Origin of the sequence: uncultured Erythrobacter sp. (assembly GCF_947502395.1) — a bacterium.
In the GTDB taxonomy this organism is placed as follows: domain Bacteria; phylum Pseudomonadota; class Alphaproteobacteria; order Sphingomonadales; family Sphingomonadaceae; genus Erythrobacter.
The window spans coordinates 1225785-1251849 of sequence record NZ_CANMZM010000001.1; the positions used below are offsets into that span (position 1 = coordinate 1225785).

The 26065-nt window shown below is 55.8% G+C and carries 26 protein-coding genes, 1 tRNA gene and 1 pseudogene; 12 read left to right on the forward strand and 16 right to left on the reverse strand.

The window, feature by feature from the left end; translation table 11 throughout:
- Nucleotides 1-7 precede the first annotated feature (7 nt).
- The 7 genes and pseudogenes from Q0778_RS05630 to Q0778_RS05660 form a co-directional block, all read right to left on the reverse strand.
- Nucleotides 8-2077, reverse strand: a complete 2070-nt coding sequence (locus tag Q0778_RS05630; protein ID WP_298334647.1) for a DUF6531 domain-containing protein — start codon at nucleotides 2075-2077, stop codon at nucleotides 8-10.
- A 109-nt stretch (nucleotides 2078-2186) separates the two neighbouring features.
- Nucleotides 2187-2720 carry a hypothetical protein gene (locus tag Q0778_RS05635; RefSeq protein WP_298309191.1) on the reverse strand — a complete coding sequence of 178 codons (534 nt, stop codon included), beginning with the start codon at nucleotides 2718-2720 and terminating at the stop codon, nucleotides 2187-2189.
- Nucleotides 2721-2734: 14 nt separating this feature from the next.
- On the reverse strand, nucleotides 2735-3094 hold the full coding sequence (locus Q0778_RS05640) for a hypothetical protein (protein WP_298334649.1): 360 nt from the start codon (nucleotides 3092-3094) through the stop codon (nucleotides 2735-2737).
- 23 nt (nucleotides 3095-3117) lie between these two features.
- Nucleotides 3118-3480: a hypothetical protein gene (locus tag Q0778_RS05645; protein ID WP_298334653.1), complete on the reverse strand. Its 363-nt coding sequence runs from the start codon at nucleotides 3478-3480 to the stop codon at nucleotides 3118-3120.
- A gap of 52 nt (nucleotides 3481-3532) precedes the next feature.
- Nucleotides 3533-3892, reverse strand: coding sequence for a hypothetical protein (locus Q0778_RS05650; RefSeq protein ID WP_298334655.1), 360 nt, complete (start codon nucleotides 3890-3892; stop codon nucleotides 3533-3535).
- Nucleotides 3893-3913: 21 nt separating this feature from the next.
- On the reverse strand, nucleotides 3914-4246 hold the full coding sequence (locus tag Q0778_RS05655; protein ID WP_298309177.1) for a hypothetical protein: 333 nt from the start codon (nucleotides 4244-4246) through the stop codon (nucleotides 3914-3916).
- 262 nt (nucleotides 4247-4508) lie between these two features.
- Nucleotides 4509-4769, reverse strand: a pseudogene (locus tag Q0778_RS05660) (integrase core domain-containing protein); the annotation flags it as partial.
- A 48-nt stretch (nucleotides 4770-4817) separates the two neighbouring features.
- Here Q0778_RS05660 and Q0778_RS05665 point away from each other — a divergent pair.
- The 3 genes from Q0778_RS05665 to Q0778_RS05675 are packed head-to-tail and all read left to right on the forward strand — an operon-like array spanning nucleotide 4818 to nucleotide 7032.
- Nucleotides 4818-5018, forward strand: coding sequence for a DUF3489 domain-containing protein (locus Q0778_RS05665; protein WP_298309174.1), 201 nt, complete (start codon nucleotides 4818-4820; stop codon nucleotides 5016-5018).
- The gene (locus tag Q0778_RS05670) at nucleotides 5015-5431 is read left to right on the forward strand and encodes a DUF2924 domain-containing protein (protein WP_298309170.1); all 417 of its coding nucleotides are present in this window, start codon (nucleotides 5015-5017) and stop codon (nucleotides 5429-5431) included. The genes Q0778_RS05665 and Q0778_RS05670 overlap by 4 nt, the downstream gene beginning before the upstream one ends.
- Nucleotides 5431-7032, forward strand: a complete 1602-nt coding sequence (locus Q0778_RS05675) for a recombinase family protein (RefSeq protein ID WP_298334659.1) — start codon at nucleotides 5431-5433, stop codon at nucleotides 7030-7032. The genes Q0778_RS05670 and Q0778_RS05675 overlap by 1 nt, the downstream gene beginning before the upstream one ends.
- A gap of 337 nt (nucleotides 7033-7369) precedes the next feature.
- Here Q0778_RS05675 and Q0778_RS05680 read toward each other — a convergent pair.
- Nucleotides 7370-7460: transfer RNA gene (locus tag Q0778_RS05680), tRNA-Ser, on the reverse strand.
- Nucleotides 7461-7691: 231 nt separating this feature from the next.
- On the opposite strand from Q0778_RS05680, the gene Q0778_RS05685 reads away from it, so the two are divergent.
- Nucleotides 7692-8789, forward strand: coding sequence for a peptidylprolyl isomerase (locus tag Q0778_RS05685; RefSeq protein WP_298334661.1), 1098 nt, complete (start codon nucleotides 7692-7694; stop codon nucleotides 8787-8789).
- Complete coding sequence (locus Q0778_RS05690) at nucleotides 8782-9099, forward strand: DUF1905 domain-containing protein (RefSeq protein WP_298334663.1); 318 nt, start codon at nucleotides 8782-8784, stop codon at nucleotides 9097-9099. The genes Q0778_RS05685 and Q0778_RS05690 overlap by 8 nt, the downstream gene beginning before the upstream one ends.
- Here the strand turns inward: Q0778_RS05690 and Q0778_RS05695 are convergent, their stop codons facing one another.
- From Q0778_RS05695 to hemF, 3 genes are all read right to left on the reverse strand, one after another.
- A complete protein-coding gene (locus tag Q0778_RS05695) occupies nucleotides 9100-10917 on the reverse strand; it encodes a HAMP domain-containing methyl-accepting chemotaxis protein (RefSeq protein ID WP_298309104.1) in 1818 nt (605 codons plus the stop codon).
- Nucleotides 10918-11061: 144 nt separating this feature from the next.
- Nucleotides 11062-13152 carry a bifunctional (p)ppGpp synthetase/guanosine-3',5'-bis(diphosphate) 3'-pyrophosphohydrolase gene (locus tag Q0778_RS05700; protein ID WP_298334665.1) on the reverse strand — a complete coding sequence of 697 codons (2091 nt, stop codon included), beginning with the start codon at nucleotides 13150-13152 and terminating at the stop codon, nucleotides 11062-11064.
- A gap of 290 nt (nucleotides 13153-13442) precedes the next feature.
- On the reverse strand, nucleotides 13443-14300 hold the full coding sequence (gene hemF, locus Q0778_RS05705) for an oxygen-dependent coproporphyrinogen oxidase (RefSeq protein ID WP_298309098.1): 858 nt from the start codon (nucleotides 14298-14300) through the stop codon (nucleotides 13443-13445).
- A gap of 142 nt (nucleotides 14301-14442) precedes the next feature.
- Here hemF and pdeM point away from each other — a divergent pair, with 142 nt between their 5' ends.
- Both pdeM and infC read left to right on the forward strand, forming a co-directional pair.
- Entirely contained in the window at nucleotides 14443-15165 is a 723-nt protein-coding gene (gene pdeM, locus Q0778_RS05710) for a ligase-associated DNA damage response endonuclease PdeM (protein WP_298334666.1), read from the forward strand.
- Nucleotides 15166-15264: 99 nt separating this feature from the next.
- Nucleotides 15265-15783: a translation initiation factor IF-3 gene (gene infC, locus Q0778_RS05715; RefSeq protein WP_298309087.1), complete on the forward strand. Its 519-nt coding sequence runs from the start codon at nucleotides 15265-15267 to the stop codon at nucleotides 15781-15783.
- Nucleotides 15784-15840: 57 nt separating this feature from the next.
- On the opposite strand, the gene Q0778_RS05720 is transcribed toward infC, so the two are convergent.
- Complete coding sequence (locus Q0778_RS05720; RefSeq protein WP_298334668.1) at nucleotides 15841-16395, reverse strand: GNAT family N-acetyltransferase; 555 nt, start codon at nucleotides 16393-16395, stop codon at nucleotides 15841-15843.
- Between the two features lie 128 nt (nucleotides 16396-16523).
- Here Q0778_RS05720 and Q0778_RS05725 point away from each other — a divergent pair, with 128 nt between their 5' ends.
- From Q0778_RS05725 to Q0778_RS05740, 4 genes are all read left to right on the forward strand, one after another.
- The gene (locus tag Q0778_RS05725; RefSeq protein WP_298309081.1) at nucleotides 16524-17972 is read left to right on the forward strand and encodes a DASS family sodium-coupled anion symporter; all 1449 of its coding nucleotides are present in this window, start codon (nucleotides 16524-16526) and stop codon (nucleotides 17970-17972) included.
- 277 nt (nucleotides 17973-18249) lie between these two features.
- Nucleotides 18250-19566, forward strand: a complete 1317-nt coding sequence (locus Q0778_RS05730; RefSeq protein ID WP_298334670.1) for a cystathionine gamma-synthase family protein — start codon at nucleotides 18250-18252, stop codon at nucleotides 19564-19566.
- A 42-nt stretch (nucleotides 19567-19608) separates the two neighbouring features.
- The gene (locus Q0778_RS05735; protein ID WP_298334671.1) at nucleotides 19609-20454 is read left to right on the forward strand and encodes an SDR family NAD(P)-dependent oxidoreductase; all 846 of its coding nucleotides are present in this window, start codon (nucleotides 19609-19611) and stop codon (nucleotides 20452-20454) included.
- A 158-nt stretch (nucleotides 20455-20612) separates the two neighbouring features.
- Nucleotides 20613-22505 carry a DUF1963 domain-containing protein gene (locus Q0778_RS05740; RefSeq protein WP_298334673.1) on the forward strand — a complete coding sequence of 631 codons (1893 nt, stop codon included), beginning with the start codon at nucleotides 20613-20615 and terminating at the stop codon, nucleotides 22503-22505.
- Between the two features lie 16 nt (nucleotides 22506-22521).
- Here Q0778_RS05740 and Q0778_RS05745 read toward each other — a convergent pair whose 3' ends face one another.
- Nucleotides 22522-23052, reverse strand: coding sequence for an NAD(P)H-dependent oxidoreductase (locus tag Q0778_RS05745; RefSeq protein WP_298334674.1), 531 nt, complete (start codon nucleotides 23050-23052; stop codon nucleotides 22522-22524).
- 9 nt (nucleotides 23053-23061) lie between these two features.
- The gene (locus tag Q0778_RS05750; RefSeq protein ID WP_298334676.1) at nucleotides 23062-23595 is read right to left on the reverse strand and encodes a J domain-containing protein; all 534 of its coding nucleotides are present in this window, start codon (nucleotides 23593-23595) and stop codon (nucleotides 23062-23064) included.
- 223 nt (nucleotides 23596-23818) lie between these two features.
- On the opposite strand from Q0778_RS05750, the gene Q0778_RS05755 reads away from it, so the two are divergent.
- Entirely contained in the window at nucleotides 23819-23974 is a 156-nt protein-coding gene (locus tag Q0778_RS05755) for a hypothetical protein (protein ID WP_298334678.1), read from the forward strand.
- 67 nt (nucleotides 23975-24041) lie between these two features.
- On the opposite strand, the gene pal is transcribed toward Q0778_RS05755, so the two are convergent.
- A complete protein-coding gene (pal, locus tag Q0778_RS05760; RefSeq protein WP_298334680.1) occupies nucleotides 24042-24572 on the reverse strand; it encodes a peptidoglycan-associated lipoprotein Pal in 531 nt (176 codons plus the stop codon).
- A gap of 78 nt (nucleotides 24573-24650) precedes the next feature.
- Nucleotides 24651-26063, reverse strand: a complete 1413-nt coding sequence (tolB, locus tag Q0778_RS05765) for a Tol-Pal system beta propeller repeat protein TolB (protein ID WP_298309056.1) — start codon at nucleotides 26061-26063, stop codon at nucleotides 24651-24653.
- Nucleotides 26064-26065 lie beyond the last annotated feature (2 nt).

Genomic DNA, 26065 nt, shown 5'->3' on the forward strand with positions numbered 1-26065 from the left:
CCCCCCCTTATTGGCAGCTTGCAAGATTGGCGTTGGGCTGCGTTTCGGAGATCGGTCGCCCCTGGTCATCGTAGGTCATGCACGTCCTTAGAGTTTGCCCGCCTGCCGTTACTGCCGTCCCCAAAAGGAGGAGGTTGCTGCCCTTTGAAGAGCTGCCTTGTTCATATTCGTAAGTCGTGGTGACCTTGTCCGCAGAGCCAGCGGCGCAATTGCCGTTGCTCTGCATGGCACTTGTCCGGCAGCTGTATTGTGAAGTTACCAGCCACACAGGCGTATTCACACGGCTGAAGCTGCTGCCCGAGCTCTTAGCCCACGCATAGAACTGACCGTAAGTATAACGGGTTTCCGGCCGTATTCCGCCAACGGCTGGCGCTCGTGACCGCGTCATACCTCCGTGGGTATTGCTGAACTCGAAGTTGGTAGTGTTGCCATTGGCATCGGTCACCGATGTCGCCTGGTTGCAAGTCTTTCGTGTCGAACTTGAGCAGCTTGAGGGGAAAGACGCGGTGGTGGTCAGCGTGGGTGCGCCGCTCCCTGGCTTGCCAATCGCTCGGGAGAGCTTGAGATTCCCACGAGCATCGTATTCAAGCTCCGTGCGGTTACCCTCTGGCAGCACCGTTTCGCTAAGGAGCCCATCACCAGTGACCCCTGGGACGTTCGCCATATTTCCAGGCTTCCAATACGTCTGGGTAGTCGTACGACCTAGAGGATCGGCGATGCTTGCCGGTTTGTTATAGCTCATTGTGAGCGCGGTAGTGTTGCCCTGCGCATCGGAAAACGAACCTTGGAAGCCAAAATCATCGGCGGGATCGTCCGGACATTCCGGACTTGTCCCCCATCCCGCGTAGGTCAATGACTCACCCGTCGCGTAGACCTGGCTTAGCACAGCTTCACTTAGCCGAATATCTGGCAGCGTCGAGGGAAGTGGTGACGTATTTACCAACTCGTTCCGATAACGACAGCTATTGTACGTTAGCCGGACTTGGCATGTGGACTGGCCAGGCTGCTTGACGCAATCGACGTGCTGACCGTCGTCATATTCATAACTTGTTGTTTGGCTCAAAGCGTTTGATGCCGAGAAAAGCTGAGGAGCTTGAATAGTTCGCGCTGGGAGTTGCTGAATAGCAGGGTAGTTAACCGCCACATTTCCATAGGAGTAAGTCACTGACTGAGCAGCAGCAGGGCAGTTGCTATTTGTACTGACGTTATGGTGAGCGCGGTTCACAACGCATGCTTTGGTGACACGCTGTGCACCCAATATGGATGAATACTCGAAGAGCAAAGCGTAGCCATCGCTGGTAAAGACACTTTTGACCGCGCTGTTTTGATATGTGAAATCTGCTCGCCGACCATTTGGTGCAACAATTGCTGTGACGACGGGCCCAGGCGAGGCGTTGGCAGCGCCGAAAATGTATAGTGTGCCATCCGAGTCAGTCAGCTCGAAGTGGCCGTCAGTATGCTGATTTGAGCTTCCTGGTGCCGCCACAAACTCAAGCTCTTGATTGAGGTTCTGAGGCTCCAGCGCCTCATACACTCCAAGTATATTCTGTGCACTTGACGCTCCGGAGAGTCCATTGGTGAATTTCGCCGAGCCGTTCCCAAACGACACCACAGTGTAAAACTCGTTTGTTAGCTCGATGCAGGTCGGGTCCCCATTCGGGCAAGCCGGGTCGGTGCCGATATTATAGTAATCTCGTGGGACTGTTGATTGACGAACAGACATTGCCCAATTGTGCGACCAGCCTCTGGCGCGGTATCCTGACAGCCATCCGAATTCACCACCGCTTGAGCTGTTATAGCTGCGAACGAGCGAAAGCCCGCCTTCAGCAAAACTCCCTTTGCCGATCGAAAGATCGGTCTCCTGCAAGGAAAAAGCGCCCGTGGAAAGGTCCACGCCACCGGGGCTCGTTGTTTCGATACTAGGCGGCGGATTCACACCAACGGGCGGAGGCGCCGATGAGTTCCCGCCACCCCCACCATCGCCTGGGATAGTCTGCGCTAAGAGAGCGGATGCGTTGGCAAGCCCAAGTCCAGCCACAGCTGTGAGAACAATTGGCTTGGTAAATGTCTTCAACATATAGTCCTCAGATCAGATTTATGGTTCGCGAATTCGCGACAGGGAATGTTCGAACTCATGAAAGAAGTTTGCCTAAACCAAGACGGGCAGAGCTTTTGGTCAACTGTCATCACAAACCACTGGTATTAGTCGCCCAGAGCACCGCGCTATTTTTCGAGTAGATGACTACATTTCCATCGTTTTGGATCTGTAGTCTTGCGCAGTGATTGCGGTGAGTGCCTGTTGCCCAAACTGGCGTGTTCGAAGAGGTTCGAAGGACAAGATTGCCATCGGCCTGCATAATGGCTCTGTTGGCACCGCTGCCGACCGTGTTGCTTGCCCAGAGTGCAGCTCCGCCTTGATAGAGGACAAGGTTGCCGTCACCCTGCATCACCAATCGGAACTGCCCATTGTCAGACGTCCATTGCTGCCCAGCGGAGATACTACGGACATTGTCGCGCGAACCGGTTGCTGATCGGTTTCCTGCTTTGTCATAGGCATAATCGCGCTCTTCGGCGAATGCATTGCTGTCTGCGTGATTACAGACCTGCCTCAGTCGGCCCAGAGCATTGTAGTCGTAGACCTTTCTACTTGAACTTGCCTGAATGCTCGGCGGCAGAAAAACAGTCGCTGCCGCAGCCAAGGCAAATGCAGATCTTATCACTGAAGGGCTTCCACTCACGGCTGCGTATCTTTGAGAAGCATCACATAGTCGGGCGAGGGAGAATCATTGTATGTCGGAATGGAGCTACAAGCCGGCGCATTGCTGTAATAAATGCCGAGACGCTTTCCATAAGCGATCGCGACGTCGATCTTTGCTAACCAACTCACGCAGAGATCAGGAGTGACATCCTTCCAGACCGCTTTGACATTGCAAACCTGATACCAGGAGCCAGAGGTCCAGTTGGTCTTGATGTAAGCATCCCCGCTCTTGCTGATGTAACTTCCATCAACATAGCCGAAGCAATATTGCTGCTGAGCATTAGCCGGGACGGCGAAAGCGGTGAGCGCTGCCACTCCAATCATAATATTTCTCATGGTCAACCTTTCGATCAAGAAGTCTACGGCCAGTCCTGAGGCAACAACATCACATAGTTTGGCGCTGGGGCGTCCACATAACTCGGGATCTGGTTGCATGCCGAAATCTTGTTGCCTTGGTAGTAAAATCTGACATTTTTACCGTGCGTTACGGCCGCATCGACCTTCGCAAGCCAGCTCAAACAAATGTCTGGCGTGATGCCCTTCCAAGTGGTCTTTACATTGCAAATCTGAAACCAGGTCGGCGACCAATCTGTGTTCACAACCGCCGACCCCTCGTCATAAATGTAACTACCTGTAAGAAACCCTTGGCACGATTGCGACTGGGCGCTTGCGGGCACTGCGGCAGCGAGAATAAGTCCCCCTGCAATTGCCAAATTTCTCATCTTTCTATTCACTCCTAAAGTAAACGATCGACAGTTTGCCTTTCCCTCGAGCCTATGGGCGGTCCTCATGGCGCACCATTATGAATAAGGGTGCTGGAGCGCTGTTGTATGAGGGAAGAGTGCCGCATGAAGGTATGTCACGGTAGTCAATGCGGGTGTTCTTGCCATAGGCGATCGCCACACCAAGCTGAGCCATCCAACTCAAACACAGATCGGGAGTGATGCCTTTCCAGTCAGCTTTGACGTTACAAACCTGATGGGATGACTGCGACCATGTCGTATCCACATAGGCCGAGCCATCGTCACGGACGTACACAAAATCAACATAACCGACACAAGCTCGCGTTGCGGCATTTGCAGGTATTGCAGCCATAGCCATGAGCAGAGTGGCCCCAAGTAGATTTCTAATCATAGCCCCACCCTTTTTCCGTGATCATTGAGAAACAAAGATCGTGAAGAGGCCATTGAAGTATGGCCGCCTGCCGGTTGCTGTGTTTGAGCTCGAACCATTGTCACCACTTTGATCGCCGGAGCCATCTCCCGATGAAGAAGAGGCGCCGGCCACTCTCACGTTGGTCCGGTTGCCGGCATCGTCGTATGTGTAATCTTGCGCCACGCCGCCATTAGCGCCGCCCGTGGTCTGCACTTTAACCAGCCTACCTAAGGCATCGTAGGTATAGGTTTCGGTACTCTGCTGGGCTGACGCTGCACTTGTTGCTGCCAGAATGATAGTCGCTCCAATACAGCTTTGTAATACAATTTTCATGTAGCCACTCTTGCTCGATTTATGGCGATCTAAGCGAGTTCTCTTCCGACAATCAAGGTCATCCAAAACTGTTCATATATTGCACCCTTCGCATGAATTACACTGGGTGAATGAGTAAAAAAGTGGTCGCAGAACGAATATCAGACCGCCTAATTACTGTATTTTTCCACAACTTACTTTGATGCATTGTCCGTCGTCAGGACATTTGGCACAGACTGAGTGTTGATCGTTTGGAGGATTGTCCTCGTCTGTTGGTTTCTGTTTAGGCCGCAAGCTTTCGGTGACGCAAGCGGCGATGTTTGAGTGTTTGTCGTTTGATCCTTTCTCTTCGCTGGATGATGGCTGTGGCCCTGCCGAAGTAGGCATCGGCAGGTGTGACGTTGTCGAGGCTCTCGTGGTAGCGCTGGCTGTTGCAATGCTCGACAAAGGCTTCGATCTGAGCCTCAAGATCACCGGGTAGGAAGTAGTTCTCCAGCAGCACACGGTTCTTCAAGGTTTGGTGCCATCTTTTGATCTTGCCCTGGGCTTGTCTCAGTGGGACGCCAATGTCCCACAGAAACGGAGACAAGCCATGAGCAAGAAGGCCAAACTGATCCAATTGATGAAGCGGAAAGAGGGCGTGAGCCTTGCCGATGCATCGAAAGCGCTTGAATGGCAGCCGCACACTGTCCGCGCTGCCATATCGCGGCTGCGCAAAGACGGCCACGCAATCGAGCTTACGAATACTGCCAAAGGCAATCGTTACGTCCTCAAGGCTGGCGATGACGCATGAGCAATACCGCGCTGAGCGAGCTCGATGGTCTGGAAAACCTGAACTACCATCAGCTTCGCATTGGATGCGCCAAAGCCAGCCTCGAAGCGCTACCACCAAGGCTAAGTCCCGAACTGATGCGTCACCTACTTGCCGGTGCGATCCAGCGTAAGCGGCATCCCAAATTGCCAACCGACGGCAGCATCTTACGGACCCTGAGACGCAGCCTCGATACCGGATCAGAAAAACAGGCTCCGCTGGTCAATTCAGGAAGCGTGCTTTCCCGCGATTGGAAGGGTAGGCGCCATACGGTTCGAGTAAGCGAGGATGGCTACGAGTGGGAGGGCGAGACCTATCGCAGCCTCTCCAAGATAGCCTTGCTCATCACCGGCACGCGTTGGTCGGGCCCACGTTTCTTCGGCGTGCAGAGCTGATGGCACGCATTCGATGCGCCATCTACACCCGCAAATCCACCGAAGAAGGCCTCGATCAGGACTTCAACAGCCTGGATGCCCAGCGCGAGGCATGTGAAGCCTACATCAAAAGCCAGGCGCATGAGGGCTGGCAGCTCGATCCAAAACGATATGACGATGGCGGGTTCTCCGGTGGCAATATGGAGCGCCCTGCTCTCCAGCGGTTGATGGAGGCGATCCGTGCCCGTCAGGTGGATCGCATCGTCGTTTACAAGATCGATCGACTCACTCGCTCACTGGCTGACTTTGCCAAGCTGGCTGAAGACTTGGATTCGGTTGATGCGACGTTCGTTTCGGTAACGCAGAGCTTTAACACCGCCACCAGCATGGGACGGCTCACGCTCAATATGCTGCTTTCGTTCGCGCAGTTCGAGCGGGAGGTCACAGCAGAGCGCATCCGGGACAAGATTGCAGCCTCCAAAGCCAAAGGTCTCTGGATGGGCGGCAGGGTACCAACCGGCTATGATGCAGATGGGCGAAGCCTCAAAGTAAACGACGAGGAAGCCAACACGATACGTCGATTGTTCGACCTCTATCTGGAGCTTGGGCAGGTTCCCAAAGTGGTTGAGCAAGCCGCGCGCGAAGGGCTTCTCACGAAGCGCTATCAGGCCAAGACGGGTCGCATGCTGGGTGGCCGTCCATTTACACGCGGATTGATCTACCGCATCCTCAGTAACGCCCATTACATCGGCCGTATTCCGCACAAGGATACGAGCTATCCGGGGCAGCATCAGGCGATCATCGATCAGGCGACTTGGGATAAGGTGCAGGCAAAGCTGGCCGCTGCAAACTGCACCAAAGGCGGTCGCTACGTGTCGGGCACGCTATCAGGACGGCTCTACGATGCTGACGGCATCGCAATGACGCGCCATACCGCCAATCCGCGCGGAAAGGTCTACACCTACTATCTCTCTGGCGAAGTGAGCCCGCACGACTGGCGGATCCGTGCCACGGACATCGAAGGCTGCGTGACCTGGTCAACAAGGCAGATCATCAAGGGGTTACGGCCTAGCGATGTCGATGAACTAAACAGTCCTTCGCAGATCAAGGCTTTTGAAACCGCCCAGGCGGAGTTGCTTGAGCGTTCACGCGCCAAGATCCTTGATCTGGTCGAGACCATTGCCCTGGGTCCCAGTGATATCAGAATTCAGCTCTCGCGCAGTCAGTTAGAAGATGCGATCGAGACCAATCTTCATTCCAACACTCGACTGAAACGAAAGTTCGATGTCGAGCTGATCAAACGCAAGCACGAACTCAAGCTCGTCTACGATGCGACTGTCACCTATCCCGATCCCGTGCTTCAGCAAGCCCTTCTCAAGGCTATCGGATGGAAAGCCCGTCTGGTTGCTGGCGACACTATGACCGATATCGCAAAGGCCGATAGTTTGAGTGTCCAGGTAACAGCCCGAAGAATGCGGCTCGCTGTTCTCTCACCAACGATCCAGATGACGATCGCAAAAGGCACACAACCTGCATCGTTGACCCTGCAACGCATCATCTCCTCTCAGCTTCCTCTATGCTGGAAAGCCCAGGAAAAGCTCCTTCTCGAACAGGGAAATTGAATTCCCTGTTCTGCGAGCAAAATACCCTGTTCTGCAGGGGTAAATTCCCTGATATCTGAAAATGAATTCCCTGTTTTGAAACCCGAAATTTGGCAGATTCTGGCCTGTTCGCAGGAGTTTAACGGCTTCTGCCACGATGAGGGTCATGAAAAAACGCAAAATTCCCTGCTAATGGCGTCTCAGCACCGGCCAAATTTCGTTCTGAGACTATCGCGGAAAACGTCGTATTGAGACGGAAATCTGGAGTCTCAACGGTGCTGAGTGCACGCGAAAAAGCCGCCGGAACGCGGGGCTTTCAGGCAGTGGTTTTGGAAATCCCTACTCGGGCAGGACTAGGTGGCGGAGACGGTGGGATTCGAACCCACGATACGGGGTTACCGTATACACACTTTCCAGGCGTGCGCCTTCGACCACTCGGCCACGTCTCCGCATGCCCTGACTTGGGAAGCGTGCCTTTAGCCATGAACGGATCAGACCGCAACTGCTCCGTTGAACAGTCTATTGGGCCGACCGTGGAAATGTGGTATTCGAGTCTCATTGGTCGGCGCTGCGCGCATAAGGCATTCGCTGCGAACGCCGCTTACCAAGAACCCCTTTCCACCCTCAAAAACGCGTGGAAGGGGGTTTTTGTTTTGAGATGCCAATGGCACAAGGTGGCCATGAAGAAGCATGTCCTTACTGTCGCAGCCGCGATCTCCCTTTCAACTGCCGCTATCGGGCAGATCGGGACCGAGCCACCTCCCCCATTGCCTTCAGAAGCAATGAGCCCGAACGAGATCGTAGCCAATGCGTCGCCTGAGGAATGGGTGGTGATTGATGCCGAGGACTTGCTGGTGATGACCCTCGCTCCAGACCGCGATGGGAATGAACGCAGCGTTGTGATCCAGCTCTTGCCAGCGCCATTCTCTCAAGGGTGGGTGGAGAACATCCGCACTCTTGCTCGCAGCGGATGGTACGACGGCATCAGCGTCAACCGAGTACAGGACAATTACGTCGTCCAATGGGGCGATCCGGGGCATGACAATCCCGAAGGTGAAGGGATCGAAACGAAGTCTTTGCCTGATGGACTGAATGTAATGGACGAGGAAGGATACCTCGTCTCAAACGGAAATGCTGATGGGCAGAAAGTCTTTGACGAAGCAAGCAAGCGCTATCAATCCGCAGCTCTCCACACAGCCACACTACGACCAGCAGGACAAGCTGAGACATTTGATGACCTCAAAGAATTAGCAATGGCAGCAACCGCCAATGCTCTGGTTCTACTCGAACCCTATGGAAGTCTATCAATGCCATACGACGGTTGGCCGATTGGTGTTAACCGGCAAGGAAGCTGGCCAATCCACTGCTACGGGATGGTCGGCGTAGGCCGCAATTTCTCTCCAGACACTGGCTCTGGCGCAGAGCTCTACACCGTCATCGGCCATGCGCCGCGCCATCTTGATCGCAACATCGCGCTTGCTGGTCGCATTATCGATGGGATGGAGCATCTCTCCTCACTCCGTCGCGGCTCTGGTGTCTTGGGCTTCTACACTGAGGAAGAGGCTGGCTTGCGCACACCGATCGTCTCGATCCGTGTGGCGTCAGACCTCCCCGAAGGCGAGCGCCCGCAGTTCGAGTATCTGTCGACCGAAGGCGAGACTTTCGCCAAATATGCCGACGCCCGCGCTAATCGCCGCGATCCATTCTTCATCGTGCCGGCAGGCGGCGCAGATATTTGCAATATCCCTGTGCCGGTCCGGGCGATTGGCGATGGATGAAACCGTGCACCATACCGGCCCTATCTGGGTCTGGCGTGCGCAAGAAAAGGGCAGCTGGCACTTCATTACAATCGACGGTGAAGCGGGTGAAGCGCTCACGGGCATCGCCCTGATGCGAAAGCTCGAATTCGGTCGCCGCGCAGGTTTTGGTTCGCTGAAAGTGCTCGCTCGGATCGGTGAAAGCGAATGGAATACCAGCGTTTTTCCTGATAAGAAACGCGGCTGGCTACTGCCGGTCAAAGCTGCGATCCGCAGGGCCGAAAACTTGGTGCCTGGAGACGAATTCGCGCTGAGCGTGACACCGCTTTAGTTACGCGGCTTCGCAATCAGCTTCCAATTCGCGCGCGGACTTGCGAACATCGGCAATAAACCGGCCGGCTTTTTCGCGCAGATCATTAGCGTGGGTGCCAAGTGCATTGGCGCTCGCTACAACATCCCCCGCAGCCGAACCCGTTTCCTCACTCGCTTCGCGCAGCGCAACAAGACGCTCACTCACTTGGCGAGAACCCTCGGCAACCGTGTCGATGTTGCGCGCCAGTTCTTCGCCCGAGACCGATTGTTGGTCAACCGCTGTTGCGATCACGACCGCAACCTTCTCTAGTTCTCCGATCTGATCGTAGATCGAGGTGAGATCCCCTGCGCTGGAACGGGTGGAATCCTGCATTGCGGTTATTTTCTCGGCCACTGAGCTTGTCGCCGCGCTTGTCTGCATGGCGAGTTCCTTGACCTCGCTGGCCACCACCGCAAAGCCGCGGCCCGCCTCGCCCCCGCGTGCAGCTTCAATCGACGCGTTTAGCGCGAGCAGATTGGTGCGTTGAGCGATGGTTTGAATAAGCCCGGCAATCTCGCCGACTTCTTCGGCTGCGCTCGAAAGATCGTCCATACGGGTGTTGGCAGAGGCCACTAGGGCAGTCGCATCGCGCGCGAGAGTTGCCGAGGCAGTTGCCTGTTGGCTGATCTCATTAATCGAAAGTGCAAACTCGTCTGTCGCCGCTGCGGCAGCAGTGACGTTAGAAGAGGCGCTTTTCATAGCCGCGCTGGCACTATCGGCCTGCTCATTCGACCCATCGGCCACCTTAACCATTTGCGCAGATGTCGCTTTGAGCTGCTCCGAGGCTGCCGATACTGAGGTGATCAGCTCACCAACCGAGACCTCAAACCCTTTGGCGAGATCTTCGAGCAGCTGACTTTTCTGCTGTCGCAAGGCGCGCATTTCGTCTGAAGTGTACTGCTGCTGCGCAAGCTGTTCTTCAACTTCGGCTGCGCGCCTTTGTGTTAGCTCGCTCAGTTCCAAAGATGAGCGGCGGAACACTTCTAGGGCCCGCGCCATGCCGCCGATTTCATCCTGGCGATGGCGACTTGGAATTTCGATAGAGGTGTCACCTTCGACGATCTTCTCCATCGTCGAGGTCAGCTTTTTGATCTTGGCCGAAACACTGGAAGCAATGCGCCGTGCGCCAAATATTGAACCGGCTATGCAGCCAGCGCTGATGATCACCAATACGAGAAGAAATGTCGTAATCTCTCCAAACAAAGCGGCTGTGCTGGATTTCATGCGTGTGCGAAGAAAAGCGGTGAAGTCCTTAAGGTCGTTTTTGGTTTCGATAATCTCGCCACGCAATTCCGCTAATGTGGCGGTTGTGCCGCGCGCTGCATCAGCTCGACTTTGCAGCGCCTGCACATCATCGCGAAGACCGATATACGTTTGGCTATAATCCTGCGGCAGAGAAGCTGACGCTTGGGCAATAGGCTCATTAAGCAGCGCAACAGCAAGGATAAGCGCCTCATTAGATTGAAGAAGAGCCTCATCACGTCGGATCTGAGACCTTGCATCTTCAGCCGCATCAACGCTTTCAACCGCATCGTAGAGAGCGACAACGGCGTTGTTACTGCGCGCCTCAACGGCATTAGAAATCGAGTGTTCACGCCCAGTCTCAGTGAAAAACCAAGCGGCGCATAGAATCAGGCTGACCAGAAATGCCAAGACGAGCGTGTTGCCCAGAACCGCAAACCGCAGCTTTTTTTCAACCGAGAGCCGATCGAGCCATCTATTGCTCAACTCAACGGTGCGTTCCTCAGAATCACTAGAGGAAAAATCGTTCTCAAACTGATGGTTGAGCGAAGTCACTGCCCCAATTCCCTTCGATGTGTCGGTCCTTCAACGGAACCGGTAACCTGAGGAGATTTACGCAGAGAGGCTTAAGACATGGTAAACCCAAATTAACCACACACTATGCGGTATCGAAGGATCAGCTGTCAGAATGTGCCGCAATCAGATCCGGTCGGCCTGCGCCACCGCATCACTTGCGCGTAGGGCAGAAAGAATGCGCGATAGGTGCGCGACATCGTTGACCTCGGCATCAATCTCATAAGTCGCAAAAGGCAATTCCAAATGGGTCTGCCGTAGATTGGTCACATTGATCTTGTGCTGCGCAAACACTCCCGCCATCTCGGCCAGAGTACCCGGGCGATCATAAATCGTAACCGCAAACCGCCCCACAGCCCCATGCGATCGTTTCCCCCAATTGAGATCAAGCCAATCGCTGTCGACTCCATTGACAAGCTCAAGGCAATCGATCGTGTGAACGATTACCCGCTCGCCCTTCCTCCTAAGGCCAACAATCCGGTCGCCAGGAACCGGATGGCAGCATTCGGCGAGTTCAAAAGCGACACCGGGTGTCAGACCTCTGATAGAAATCTGACGCTCGCGTCCAGTCCATTCCTCATCCTCGTCGAATTCCGAGGTGCACCCTGGGACCAATGCTTCCATCACCTCTCGGTCGCTGATCTTGCCGGCGCCGATGGCGAACATGAGATCTTCCGGCTCTTCCATTCCAAGCCGTTCAATTGCGATGCGAATTGCCTTTTTGCCAATCTTAGCGGGGACGCGGGTTGCAATCTCATCGAAGAGTTTGGTCCCGATCTCGGCTACTTCATCGCGCTCTTTGAGGCGCACCGCTCTTCGAATAGAGGCGCGCGCTTTGCCAGTCACGACAAAGCCAAGCCAGGAAAGCTGCGGCTCCGCCTCGCCGCCCTTGATGATCTCCACCACATCGCCATTGGAAAGCTGGGTGCGCAGCGGCATGTGCCGCCCATTGATCTTCACGCCGACGGTTGAGAGACCCATATCGGTGTGCACGGCAAAGGCAAAATCGACCGCAGTTGACCCCTTGGGCAGCTGAAACAGGGCCCCCTTAGGGGTGAAGGCAAAGATGCGGTCTTGATAAATCGCCAGGCGCGTGTGCTCGAGCAATTCCTCCGCATCATGGCTGGCATCGACAATCTCGATAAGATCGCGCAGCCAGCCAACTTGTCCATCAGCTCGATCATGCTGCTTATACGCCCAGTGCGCGGCAAGACCGAACTCATTGCGATGATGCATCTCACGCGTACGAATCTGCACTTCGACCCGCATCGAGTTTTCATACATGAGCGAAGTGTGGATCGAGCGGTATCCGTTGGTCTTGGGTGTAGAGATATAGTCTTTGAATTTGCCAGGAAGGAACTGCCACGTGGTGTGCAGAATGCCCATGGATGCATAGCTATCGGCAACATTCTCGGTGATGACGCGGAATGCCATAATGTCTGTGACTTGCTCAAAGCTCACGTGCCGCTCTGACATCTTTTGCCAGATCGAATAGGGGTGCTTCTCGCGCCCGGTTACCTCAACCGACAGTCCCGCTTCGGCCAGCGCCTGTTTGATTTTCAGCGCAATCGCATCGACCTCGCCGCTGTCTTCGCCGCGCAAAGCTTCGAGCCGATCAGTGATGGTCGCATAGGCTTCTGGCTCCAACTCCTGGAACGCCAACGCCTGCATTTCACGCATATATTCATACATGCCCACCCGCTCAGCGAGCGGAGCGTAGATATCCATGGTCTCGCGTGCGATCCGCTGGCGTTTCTCAGGCTTCTTGATGAAGTGAAGCGTACGCATATTGTGCAATCGATCCGCCAGCTTCACCAACAGCACGCGGATGTCCTCGGACATAGCAAGCAGGAACTTTCGCAGGTTTTCCGCCGCTCGCTCATTTTCGGGCATGGCCTCAATCTTGGAGAGCTTGGTCACTCCATCGACAAGCCTTGCGACATCGGGCCCGAAATTGGCCTCGATATCTTCAATTGTCGCCAAGGTGTCTTCGACCGTGTCATGCAGGAGTGCAGTCATGATCGTCTCTTGATCGAGCTGCAAATCGGTCATCAGTCCGGCCACTTCGACGGGATGCGAGAAATAGGGATCCCCGCTCGCGCGCTTTTGCGTGCCATGCTTTTGCACGGTGTAAACATAGGCGCGGTTAAGCGCCGCCTCATCGGCACTTGGATCGTAATCAAGGACCCGTTCCACAAGTTCATATTGGCGCAGCATTGACTCAAGTTTGGTGCCCCTAACAGCGATAGGCAAGGCCAAATCGCGGGGGCAGCATGCAAAAGGGTCGATTTAGAATTTCTAAGCAGTCTTGGCTCGTTGTAACTGCGGCCGCTCTGGCGCTGACTGGGTGTGATTACCCTGTGGACCGCTCGACCCGGGAAGCCCAGAATATATAGATACGCTTACGCGCGTTGATGTTGCGACTTACTCGCAGTTGCAAGTAAGAATGCGACTTTCGCGGAACTTTCTCGCATGGTGCATTAGAATAGAGGAACTGGCCTCAGGGATCAGCTCCAAGTCGCGCGTGGAGGCAGGCTCATCAGGATCGCTTCAATATTTCCGCCGGTTTTCAGGCCGAAAATCGTGCCCCGGTCATAAACCAGATTAAATTCTGCATAACGCCCGCGATACTCGAGCTGTTGGACCACGTCTGCATCATCGAATTCGTGTCCCATCCGCTTGCGCACCAGCTTAGGATAGATGTCGAGAAAGGCCTTGCCGACATCCTGCGTGAAAGCGAAATTGCGATCAAAGCTTGGATCGTCATCGCATTCGAGATGGTCATAGAATATCCCGCCGACCCCGCGATGCACCTCACGGTGGGGGATGTAGAAATACTCATCCGCCCATTTCTTGTACCGCTCGTAATAGGTCGGATTGTGGCCCATGCAAGCCGCTCGCATCGAAGCGTGGAACTCCTCGGTGTCCTCTTCATAGGGAAGTGGCGGATTAAGATCCGCGCCGCCCCCGAACCATGCGGCCTGAGTCGTCAGAAACCGGGTGTTCATGTGTACCGCTGGCACATGCGGATTGTGCATATGCGCGACCAGACTGATGCCGGTTGCGGTGAAATTGGGATGTTCGACACTCGCCCCGTTCACCTGATCGGCAAACTGCGGTGAGAACATTCCGCGCACGGTCGAGACATTAACGCCGACCTTTTCAAACACCTTTCCCTTCATCAGACCCTGAACGCCGCCGCCAGGGTCTTCATTGCCCTCTTCCTCGCGGGTCCAAGGGGTGTACTCAAAGCTAGCCTCGGAACCCGCCTCGCGCTCGATGCTCTCAAACTCGGCGCAAATCTGGTCGCGAAGGCTTCCGAACCAGGTCTTTGCCCGCTGCGTGTGACCTGCCCAATCGCTCATAGTGATCCCCGTGACTCTCGTTAATTCTGCAAGACTGCAGATACATATCCGCTGTCCATCCGCTTTGACAAAGATCAAGTCAACCGGGCAGCTAAGCTTGCAGCCCCTTGCCAACCGCGCGTGGAAGCGGCAATTGAAGAGTATGGTTCTTGTTTCGTTCCCATCCGATTCTGGTGCGCCGCTTGGATTTGCGGGGGAGGAGTTGGTGCTTACCAAGCCAAACGCGCTTTACTGGCCGCGTGAGCGGACACTGTTGGTGGCCGACCTGCACCTCGAAAAGGGCAGCTGGTATGCGCAGACGGGGCAGATGCTCCCGCCCTATGACAGTCGCGAAACGCTCGAACGATTGGCTGATACGATCAAGGCGACAGGCGCGCGCCGGGTAATCACTCTGGGAGACAATTTCCACGATGATGCGGGGACCAGCCGGCTAGAGCCCTATGCCGCCGGAATGCTCGAAGGGCTTATCCGCACCCATGACTGGATTTGGGTCACGGGCAATCATGATGAGCAAATGCACCGGACGTTTGGCGCTGAAAGCACTGATGAGCTCGAGATTGGGGGGATCATTTTGCGCCACGAAGCCCGCACAGGTGAAACGCGGCCTGAACTTTCCGGACACTACCATCCCAAGATGCGCGTGAGGGTGAGAGACCGGCATATTGCGAGGCCCTGCGCCGTGCTCAGCCGCTCTGACAGCGGCCCAGACCGCATGATCGCACCAGCCTTTGGCGCTTACACTGGCGGCATGGATGCAGGCGCCCCAGAGATACTTGAGGCGCTGAGCCCGGCGAGCGAAGTAGACGCTGTGCTGCCCGCAAAGGGCAAATTGGTCACATTCCCGCTTTATCGAAGTGCAGCTTGACGCGCACGCCTAGTATCTTAAGGGCTTTGCGCCTATATTTGAGACTCAGCAAAAGGCTACAACAGGAGAACCCACATAGCCCGTCCACCTCGGCGTCAGATGGCCCCGCCAACGAAAAGCGGCCCTCGTTATGATCAGTTTATTCAGGTGCCCAAAGTGCGCGTCATCGACGATGAAGGCGAAAACTTGGGCGTAATGTTCACGAATGAAGCGGTTGAGCAGGCTCAGGACAAGGGCCTGAACCTGGTTGAGGTGTCTCCCAACGCAGACCCCCCCGTGTGCAAATTCCTTGATGTCGGCAAATATCGTTATGAGGCCCAGAAAAAGGCCAACGCGGCTCGTAAGACACAAAAGACGCAGGACATCAAAGAGGTGAAGATGCGTCCCAACATCGACACTCATGATTACGATGTGAAGATGCGCAATGTGAACAAATTCATCGACAATGGCGACAAGGTGAAAGTGACCTTGCGCTTCCGCGGTCGCGAAATGGCGCACCAGCATTTAGGCATGGACTTGCTCAAACGCGTGCAGGAAGATGTCGAAGAAACCGCAAAGGTCGAAGCGTTCCCACGCCTTGAAGGCCGTCAAATGCTGATGGTGTTGGCACCGAAGTAAGAACGTTCAGCGAGCCGGGTGGATCATTGTCCAGAATTGAGGACCGCCTCCCGGCACCTACCATTCTTCGAAAATCTCAAAACCCAGCCGCGTGTAAATCGTGACGTTGTCTGGTGTCGCGGTCTCTAGCATTACGCCCAGCCCCTGCGCCGCCGCTTTCGCGACCCCGGCACGCACGATCGCACCGCCCCAGCCTTTGCCCTGGGCATCCGGAGCGACACCGACATAGCGCAGGTAGGAGTAAAGCTGCGGGTTTGGGTGGCGTTTGTACATCTCTTCCGCAACAGAGAGACCTCGCGGGAGAGCAAAGCGAAACCCTGCGAGCATTCGCAGATTGTCATAAGCCGTAGCAAGGAACCCATCACTCACCTTGCCTGGCGGATACCACAAACTGGCAGCGGCCTCATCGGGTGATGCCAGGATCTCTCCATGGCGGCGTGCGTGTTCGGCCATCACTTTGAAAAAGCCCGTCAGCATCGTGCGACGCTTGGCTGCGTCTGGTTCGATCCAGCGAAGTGCCGGATCATCCTGAAAAGGGGCTGCAAGTGTGCCCGTGAAAGGCACCAATGCAACGTTCTCGGGCACAATCTCAATCGGTCGATCTTGACGCATGCCTCACTATCAACCCGCTTTCGCCCGCACATCCAATCGATCCACAGCGATGGCGTGCGCAATCTTGCGCTTGTGGCGGAAGCTGGCACGATAGGGGAAAGCGCGTAAGCAAAGGACGTTGTGCCCCTATGACAGCCCAAAGGATTGGCCTTTTTCTGGGTCCCCTCGCCTTTGCGATTTCCGTGTTCGCGCCTGCACCCGCGGGGATGGAGCCAGCCGCATGGCTCGTTGCGGGGCTGGTTGTATGGATGGCAGCATGGTGGATGACCGAGGCTGTGCCACTGCCTGTCACCGCGCTGTTGCCCTTCGTATGTTTGCCGCTTTCCGGAGTGATGACCGCGCGCGAGACGGCAAGCGCTTATTACGCGCCAATCTTGTTCCTTTTGCTTGGGGGAGCCTTCATAGCGCTCGCGATTGAGCGAACCGGACTGCACCGACGGTTGAGCCTCGCGATCCTGAAGGCAATCGGGAGCCAAGGAGGGCAGGTGCGATTGCTGTTCGCCTTTATGATCAGCGCCGCAATCCTTTCAGGCCTCATTTCGAACACATCGACCACGCTGATTATGATGCCCATGGCGCTTGCAGTTCTTGCAGGGGGCGCGTCCTTGCAAATGGTCGAAGGAGAAGCGCCTCAAACCAATGGAATATACGGCGCACTCCCTATGGGGATTGCCTTTGCCGCCACGATTGGTGGACTTGGCACGATTGTCGGTTCGCCCACCAATGGGATCGCGGTTCAGCTGCTCGACGATATGATCGGATTGCAGATTTCTTTCGCCCAGTGGATGACCTTTGGACTGCCGATAGTTCTGATCGGTGTGCCGCTCGCCTGCGTGATCATCGCACGGGTGCAGAAGGTCAATGCACATACCTTTGACGTGGCCGCTGCGCGGTCAGCAATTGACGATCACGCCGCGTGGACCCCTGCTGAGAAGCGGCTGGTGCCTATCATCGCCATCACCTTTGCTCTTTGGATGACGCGGCGCTGGGTTGCGCCGTACTTGCCGGAGGGCAGCTGGACCGATGGGACAATTGCTGTGGTTGCGGCACTCACACTGTTTCTCCTGCCAGATGGGTCCAACGACAATGGCAAGACCCGGGCGTTGCTCAAATGGCATGAAGCGGACCGCGCACCCTGGGGCGTGATCCTGATGTTTGGCGGCGGGCTGGCCTTGGCTGCAGGCATGCAAGCAAGCGGTCTTGCCGATTGGCTGGGGCAATCCTTGCTTCCCTTGGAGACCCTGCCCTTGTTTATCGTCGCGCTGGCGGTGGTTGCGATGGTGGTTCTGGTCACCGAATTCGCCAGCAATGTCGCAACAGCAAGTGCGATCATCCCCGTGGTCGCTAGCCTTGCCGCGGGGCTCGGCCTTGGTGAGGCGGCGATACTGATAGCAATGCCCGCGGCGCTTGCCGCAAGCTGGGGCTTTATCCTGCCTGCCGGTACGGGGCCCAATGCCATCGCATGGAGCACCGGGAGGTTACGGATCGAGAAATTGGTCCGTGCGGGTCTGGTGCTTGATATTCTTGGTATTTTTCTGATCGTCGCGTTGGTCTGGGGGGTGGCTTTCATCTTCTGAGCCAGGTTGATCCCTGTGGGTATTCCACAATGCATAAAAGCTGTAGTCTGAGTGCATACTTAAGATGGTCACCCAACATATGCGGCATAGGTTCCTTAGGGATTGCCACCACAAATCCGGTTGCAAATGAAACCGCATCGACATATCCAAAAGCTACAGCACGCGGTCTTTGGGGAGAGGCGCTTCTGCGGAGGTTAGAAGCGGGCGCTCCATCGGATCCAACAGCGAAAAGTCCCTGCCTTCCTAGGGACGTATATTTAGGAAGGAGATCAGCATCATGACCGATGCAATCGACGCAACTGGAAACCCAACGCCGCGCCGCAAACCCAAGCCGGAGCGCACAGAAATCGGTGGGCGCCCCCTGAAGCCATCTACCTTGATGATGGGACATGGATATGATCCAACCTTGTCTGAAGGCTCCTTGAAAGCGCCAATCTTCCTTACCTCGACATTCGCCTTCCCAAGCGCAGCCGATGGAAAACGTCACTTTGAAGGCATCACTGGTAAACGCGAAGGCGGCGCAGAAGGCCTTGTCTATTCGCGCTTCAACGGGCCCAATCAAGAGATCCTCGAAGATCGTCTTGCGATATGGGACGGAGCAGAAGATGCGCTTACCTTCTCGAGCGGAATGACGGCAATCTGTATCCTGATGATGGCCTATGTCAGCCAGGGCGACGTGATCGTCCACTCTGGCCCGCTATATGCCGCATCCGAAGGCTTCGTTGCCAAAGTCCTCTCAAAGTTTGGAGTGACTTATGTCGACTTCCCCGCGGGGGCGAGCGCTGAAGAGATTGAGGAGGTCATTTCGCGCGCGAAATGCCAAGCGGGCGAAAATGGCGGCAAGGTCGCAATGATCTACCTTGAAAGCCCGGGCAATCCGACAAATGCTTTGGTCGATGTTGAGGCTGTGAAGGCAGCCCGCGACAAGGTGCTCGGCAAGCCCTGCCCCATCGCGATCGACAACACATTCCTCGGGCCATTGTGGCAGCGCCCGCTCGACCACGGCGCGGATATTGTCGCCTACTCGCTCACTAAATATGTGGGCGGGCACTCCGATCTGGTCGCAGGAAGCATTGCAGGCGCAAAGAAGTGGATGGACCCCGTGCGCGCGCTTCGCAACACTATGGGCGGGATCGTCGATCCCAACACCGCATGGATGCTCCTTCGCAGTCTTGAAACGGTTGAATTGCGCATGGCCCGCGCTGGCGAGAATGCCGCTAAGGTCTGTGCTTTCCTAAAAGACCATCCGAAGGTCACAGGCCTCGGCTATCTCGGCATGATCGAGGAAGCGAGCCAGCAGGATATCTACGACCGTCACTGCATGGGTGCAGGTTCTACCTTCAGCGTGTTCCTGAAAGGCGGCGAGGCAGAGTGCTTCCGCTTCCTCGACAACCTGCAAATTGCCAAGCTTGCGGTAAGCCTAGGCGGTACAGAGACGCTGGCCAGCCACCCTGCCTCGATGACCCACCTTTCGGTTCCCGAGGATCGCCGCGCCGCGCTCGGCATCACAGACAGCCTTGTCCGGATCAGTATCGGGATCGAGGATCCGGATGATCTGATCGCCGACTTCGAACAGGCTCTGGACTACGTCTGATTTCCAGACTAACCTCTCTCTCATTGTCGATGGGAGAGAGGCATGAGCGATAGTCGCAAACCTGTATTTTTGGTGTTCGGAGCGGGTGCTGGCATTGGTGGCAATGTCGCTGCCCGCTTTGCGGCCGGCGGATATCACGCGGTGCTTGCACGGCGTTCTGACGAAGAGGGACTGCAACGGCTGGTCGCCCAGATTGAAAAGGCAGGTGGCAGCGCTTCTGGCGCGCTGGTCGATGCGAGCGAGGATGGTTCTATTGAGGAGTTAGTCGAGCGCACCGAACGCGATATCGGTCCGATCGACACAGCGCTCTATAATCTGGGTGCACAAATCGGAAACCGCGCACTGCTCGATACGCCCCACCGCACTTTTGAACTGGGCTGGCGGCTTGGTTGCTTTGGGCTATTCCGTCTCTCTCACGCGCTCTTCCCTTACATGGTGGAACGCGCTAGGGTCGGGCGGCACGGCACTTTGCTGGTTACCTCTGCTACAGCGGCGGTGCGCGGTAATGCAGGGCAACATAGTCACGCCGCGGCCATGGGGGGACGGCGAATGTTGTGTCAGACGTTGAATGCCGAATTTGGCCCGCAAGGTGTCCATATCGCGCACATAGTGGTCGATGGTTCAGTCAACGCGCCTGATACGCTTGGCAAGCTTCTGGGTGACAAGTTCGAGGCTTACAAAGCCTTAAAAGGCAACGAAGGCGTAGTCGAGCCGGTCGATGTTGCCGAGACTTATTGGAACCTCGCACAGCAACCGCGCAATTGCTGGACACATGAGATCGACATTCGGCCCTGGACCGATGTGCCGTGGTGGAATGACAATCCCCCATCCGCCACCAACACCAGTTTGCGCAGCCCCAAACAGGTACAGGGCTCACAAGAAGATTAACGCCCCGAAGACTGGGTGATCTTTGGCAAATCCAGCTTGGAGCGTTAACTCTGAATTGACCAAGTTTTTGTAGGTGCAGGCATTCTTTAATCCTGACTGAGCTTTCCCGTGCATGCGGATCGGGTCTCAGCCAGGAAAGCCTCTTTGGGAATGCTGGAATGCACTTTGAAACTCTTCTCGCGATAATTGCCCCCGGGCTTCTTGCGCCGCTGTTGCTTATGGCGGGCGGGTTTTTGCTTGCCGTAGGAGGCGCGACTTTCGTTTTTTGGCGGCGTAAGAAGACCGCCAATCCTGAAAGCGGGGTTGCAGAATTTGAAGTGGTCGAAGATGCCCTTCCTGATGAAACGAAATCTGCATTCTCACCTGAGAGTGCTCCAGTACAGGCTGGCCGCCGCCGTTCGCTGGTGGCCGATGCAGAGCGCCAAGAAGGCACACCTTCAGGAGAGTTTCAAACAGCAGAGCCTGAGAAAGAGCCTGTACCAGCAGCTGAGCTTGCCGAGGCAGAAGAACCAGAGGCGCATGAGGCAGAAATTGAAGAGGCCGAATTCACCGATTGTGACGAAGCCACTGTAGAGAACGTGCCTGAGCCGCACGGGATCGAGGGTAACCCTGATGAGACTTCGGAGCCCGAACTAGCGGAAGAGGTCACGCCAGTTGTCGTTGCAGCGGTCGCGACGAGCAAGAGCCCAGACGATGAGGATTCGATCGCGCCCACAATCACCGCAGCTCGGATGCGTCCGATCGTATTTCGGCAATTCTTGCCGAAATCTCCTGCGGATGACGGTCTGTCATTCTATGGAGGTAAGCCCATTGGTCCCGAAGGCTTCGAATGGCCCCGCGGGCGTGGCGCCGAAGGCGGTCAGCCGCTGACCTTTATCATGCAATGGGATTGCACTCAGCTTTCGCAACAAGACGAGACCGGGCTGCTGCCTGAGGACGGCGTGCTTTATTGCTTTCTCAATCTGGATTGGGGCAACGGCGAGGAATTCATCGAGGGCCATCGCTTTATTCATCACTCGGGCCCGACAGATGGTTGGACTGAGATCGACACCCCAGAAGATGCACCGCCTGTCTTTGGTCCCGAAGGTGCTTGGCAAATGAGCGGCTGCTCCAACCAGGTGGACAACGCCGAGGATTTTGTACCACGCCTTATGCCGCGGTTCCCGTTTGAGCCAATCGCGTTCGAATATCCGTCGCCTCAGTTTGCAGACGAAGAAAGCGAGCAGCTATTCTGGACTGAAGACCACTGCGCCGAAGCGGTATTGGCAGCTCAACAAAGCGGCATTGAGGATGACGCTGATATCCGCGATCTCGATGCGCCAAAGCCGGGCTTTGCCCGCCCATTCCCTTCATTTCCGCATGATTTCGGAGCGATCCGCGTACTTGCTGCGAAAATGATTGAGCAATTGCAGCGGACAGATCGATCCACGGTGAAGAAGGCATATCCCGACTTGAGCGATGAAGATCGTAAACAACAGTTTGAGAGCTGGCTTGAGGAAGCCAAAGAACTCTACAATCTCGGATGCCAACGCCCTCTTGGCCACTCTGTCGAACAAGAAATCTCCGACGACATCTGGCAATGGGTCGAAGCGCGCAAAACGATGATCGAGCTCGGCTTCTATCAACTTGTTGAGGAATCTATCGATCTCAGCCTTGGCGTTGGTAGCGAAGCACTCCCAGGTGTACCGCATGAGTTGATCGAAGACACAATGCGCAAACATGCTTTTGCCAGCGAATACATTACAGACGAGTACCCGGATCATTCGAAACCAGGAGGTTGGGATGAGTGGCAGGAACGCAAGAAGGCTGGAGAATTGAAGCGCGTAAGGCATGTTCATGCTCCAACGCCAGAACATATGTTTGGCCCGCCGAGCTTCGTTCAGGGCTACGTCGAAGGCATGGTCGACGACCACCTTCTGTTACTCGAACTGCCCGGCTATTCAGGCCCCGAGCATCACTTCGGCGAGGGCGTTCTCCAATATCTGATCAAACCGGAAGACCTCGCCGCCGGTCGCTTCGATCAGGTCAAATCGGTGCTGAGCGGATATTGATCGGAGGTCTGTTGGGCTAGCCGGACCTCAGAGCTTGGACTAGTCTACGCAACTCGGCATCAAGCGCTTTATCCCAGAGTTTACCTGCCCCACTGTCAAAGTTCTCGCCAAAACTGGGCACCGACAAATACCCGATCACTTTGCCACCAAACCGCGGGGCCGCTTCAACCGCGAAATCGAGCACACCTTGGGCTCCGCGCCCGCCGGGTGATGTGGCCAGGAGAACCATGGGCTTGCCCTGCCAAACTTCACGGCCCACGCGGCTACACCAGTCGAATAGGTTTTTAAAAGCGGTAGTGTAGGCCCCATTGTGCTCGGCGAAGGAAATGATCAGAGCATCAGCCGCGCCGATCCGGGCGAGGAAATCATAGGCCTTTTGGGGGATGCCCTTTTCTTCCTCGCGATCATGACGGTAAATGGGCATCTCATAATCGTGAATGTCGAGCGTCTCGATCTCAGAATCACGCGCAAGACCAGCTGCATACTCAACCAGCTGACGATTGATTGAAACGCTGGAATTGCTGGCGGCAAACGCAAGTATTCGCATCAGTGGTGTCTAACCTTTCCATTCGCGGCGCTCTTCCGCAACGCGAAGTACGTCATAGGCGATTTGCAACTTCTGAAACTCTTGTGCAGCCTTCTTGTCGCCCGGTTTTACATCGGGGTGCACGAGCTTGGCCTTCGCCCGGTAGGCCTTCTTTACCGCAGTAAAATCGGCATCCGCCTCTACTTCGAGCAGTTCCAGTGCACGCATCTCATCGGCGCTGCGCGAGCCATCGCCAGAACCCGTCCAACCATAATGCGAAGCCTCTGCATAACCTTCGGACTGTTGACGCTCAGCCTTGGTCCGTTCAGCCTTTTCAGCCTTGTCGAGCCCTTCGAAATAATCCCATCTGGAATTGTATTCGGCCGCGTGCTTTTGACAGAAGTACCAGCGATCCGGACTATTGGGTGCCTTGGGCGCAGGGCAGTCACCTGGTTCTTCGCAACCATGACGGTCACAGATGCGGACATTGGTTGCTTCACGCGAAGAGCCATAGCCCCTCCAGCGCGGAAACCCCCAGTCGTTGGAGCGCCGCGCCTTAGGCACGGATCACCAAGCTGAAGGCGAAGTCAGTCCCAAAAGCCATGTCATTCGTCGGATCAGTCACGCAGGCTATCTAGGCTGTGTGGCGCGCAAAAGAAAGATATGTGAATGGCCTGAGGAACAAGTTGCGAAATGAAATGTTGCATTGCAATAGTTCGTTCATACATGCTGCGTAGAGCACCTCGCTCAATACGACATTCCAATTAGGGATTATCAGGCCCGCTCCATGAGCCAGCAGTTGCAAATCTCCAGCCTTTTTAGCGCTCTTGCGCTCGTTTGCCTGTGCCTGTTCACGCGCGCCGATGGCGACGGAGAACTGCGGCTTGCCAAGGGCGAAGGCCCAATTGTGCAAATGCTCACTCAAGCTGCCAGTCAGTCTTGATCGCCTAAAAGCAAAGCGCCCGCCCTCCGAAAAGGAGAACAGGCGCGCCTAACTCTGTAAAACACTACTAATTGATGATGACACTGGCCGCACGGCGGTTCTGCGCCCAGGCAGTCTCATTCGACGCAAGTGCGACAGGGCGCTCTTTACCATAGCTCAAAACATTGATGCGGTCCGGTGAGACGCCAAGGCTGACGAGGTAATTCTTCGTCGAATTGGCGCGCCGTTCGCCCAAAGCCAGGTTGTATTCGCGCGTGCCTCGTTCATCGGCATGGCCTTCAATGGTGAAGGTCAACTGCGAGAATTGTGCGAAATATTGTGCCTGAGCCTGAAGTGCGGCTGCATCAGTGCTGTCGATGTTGAAACGGTCGGTGTCAAAGAAGATCGTGGTCGATGATCCAACAGCCCGTTCAAAGTGTGCCTGAGTACCAACCGTCGGGCCAGTAGGCGCAGGGGTTGTGACCGGTGGCGGCGTCGGTGCCGGGGTTGCAGCTGGTGGAGGAGGAAGCTCTTCGGGTGCTTTCTTCGAACAGGCCCCCAGAGCCAATGCAGAAGTCATCAGAACGATGGTGGCGGTGCTGCGTGCAGAGAAGGTCATAATTTTACTCTCCGTTTTTTGCCGGGCAATCATGCGCGGGGGTCTCAAGGGGGTCAACAACTAATGCTGCGCTCATGTTTAGGGCCGAATGGGGCCCCATGCGGGATCTGAAGCGTCCACCGGGGTTGGCAGTCGCCTCTCATTTCGGCCGGTCAAATCGACCTGCCAAAGAGACGAACGTCCCGAATTGCGCGTTGTCCGGAAGAATTGGACAATGCGACCATTGGGTGCCCAAGTGGGGGCTTCATCTTGCCATCCGTTAGTAAGCACCCGAAGGTTACCGCCAGAAGGTGTCATAACCGCAACATTAAAGTCTCCGGCAATACGCGTGAAGGCAATCTGGTCACCGCGAGGGCTCCACTCCGGTGTTGCACAGCGTCCGCCGAAGAATGTGATGCGCCTCTGGTTCGAGCCGTCAGCATTCATTATATAGCATTGCTGTGAACCCGAACGGTCGCTTTCGAATACGATCCGACGGCCATCGGGAGAGTAAGACCCGCCGATATCAATTCCGGGCGTATCAGTCAGACGGGTGCTGCGCCCGCCGTTTACGGAAACACGGTAGATATCAGTGTTACCACCCACCGCCATCGAATAGAGGATCGACTGCCCATCCGGCGACCAGCGCGGCGCGAGAGTGGGATTGCGATTTTCAGTGACCAGCGTCTGTTTGCCCGAGCCAATGTCATAGACATAAATGCGCGGGTTCCCATCAACATAGGACAGATACATGATCTTCGAATAATCGGGCGAATAACGCGGGGTGAGCGCGGTGGCGCTGCCCAAGGTCAGGAAGCGGTGGTTCGCGCCATCTGAATCCATGACCGCAAGGCGCTTCACTCGATTATCTTTTGGACCAGTCTCAGCGATATAGGCGATCCGACTGTCGAAGAACGGGTCCTCCCCGGTGAGCCGCGCGTAGATCAGGTCAGAGCATTTGTGTGCCGCCCTGCGCCAATCGGCCGGACGCACAACCCAACCCTCACGGATCAGCTCATCCTTCAGGATCACGTCATAGAGATAGCAGCCTACAACCAGCCGATTATCGGCGCGCGCGCGAACATAACCGTGCACCAGCATCTCAGCCCCGCGCCCAGTCCAGCTTGACCAGCTGGGATCGGTGATTTGTGGGAAGTCTGGACTCGGTAGGCTATCGGGCCCGGTAGGCTCGAAGAGGCCGTTATTACGCAGGTTTGCGGTGATCACCCGAGCAATCTCGCGACCCAAGGCACCCGTGCCATTGGCGTTTGCAGGGGTCGAGACATCATTATCAGTGGCAAAAGCAGGAATGGCAATGCCGAGATCCTCCCAGTCGCTTTCGTCGGTGGTGGAGCCTGTGAGCCCTCCACCATCTTCTTGCTCGGCAGTCTCTTCAAACGCTGTCTCCACTGCGCCACCATCGGAGAGGGGGTCACCCAAATCCTCGTTCTGCGCAGCCAACGGCGCGACTCCCAAGGTCAACGCCAAACCGATACCAAGTGAAATTCTCATAC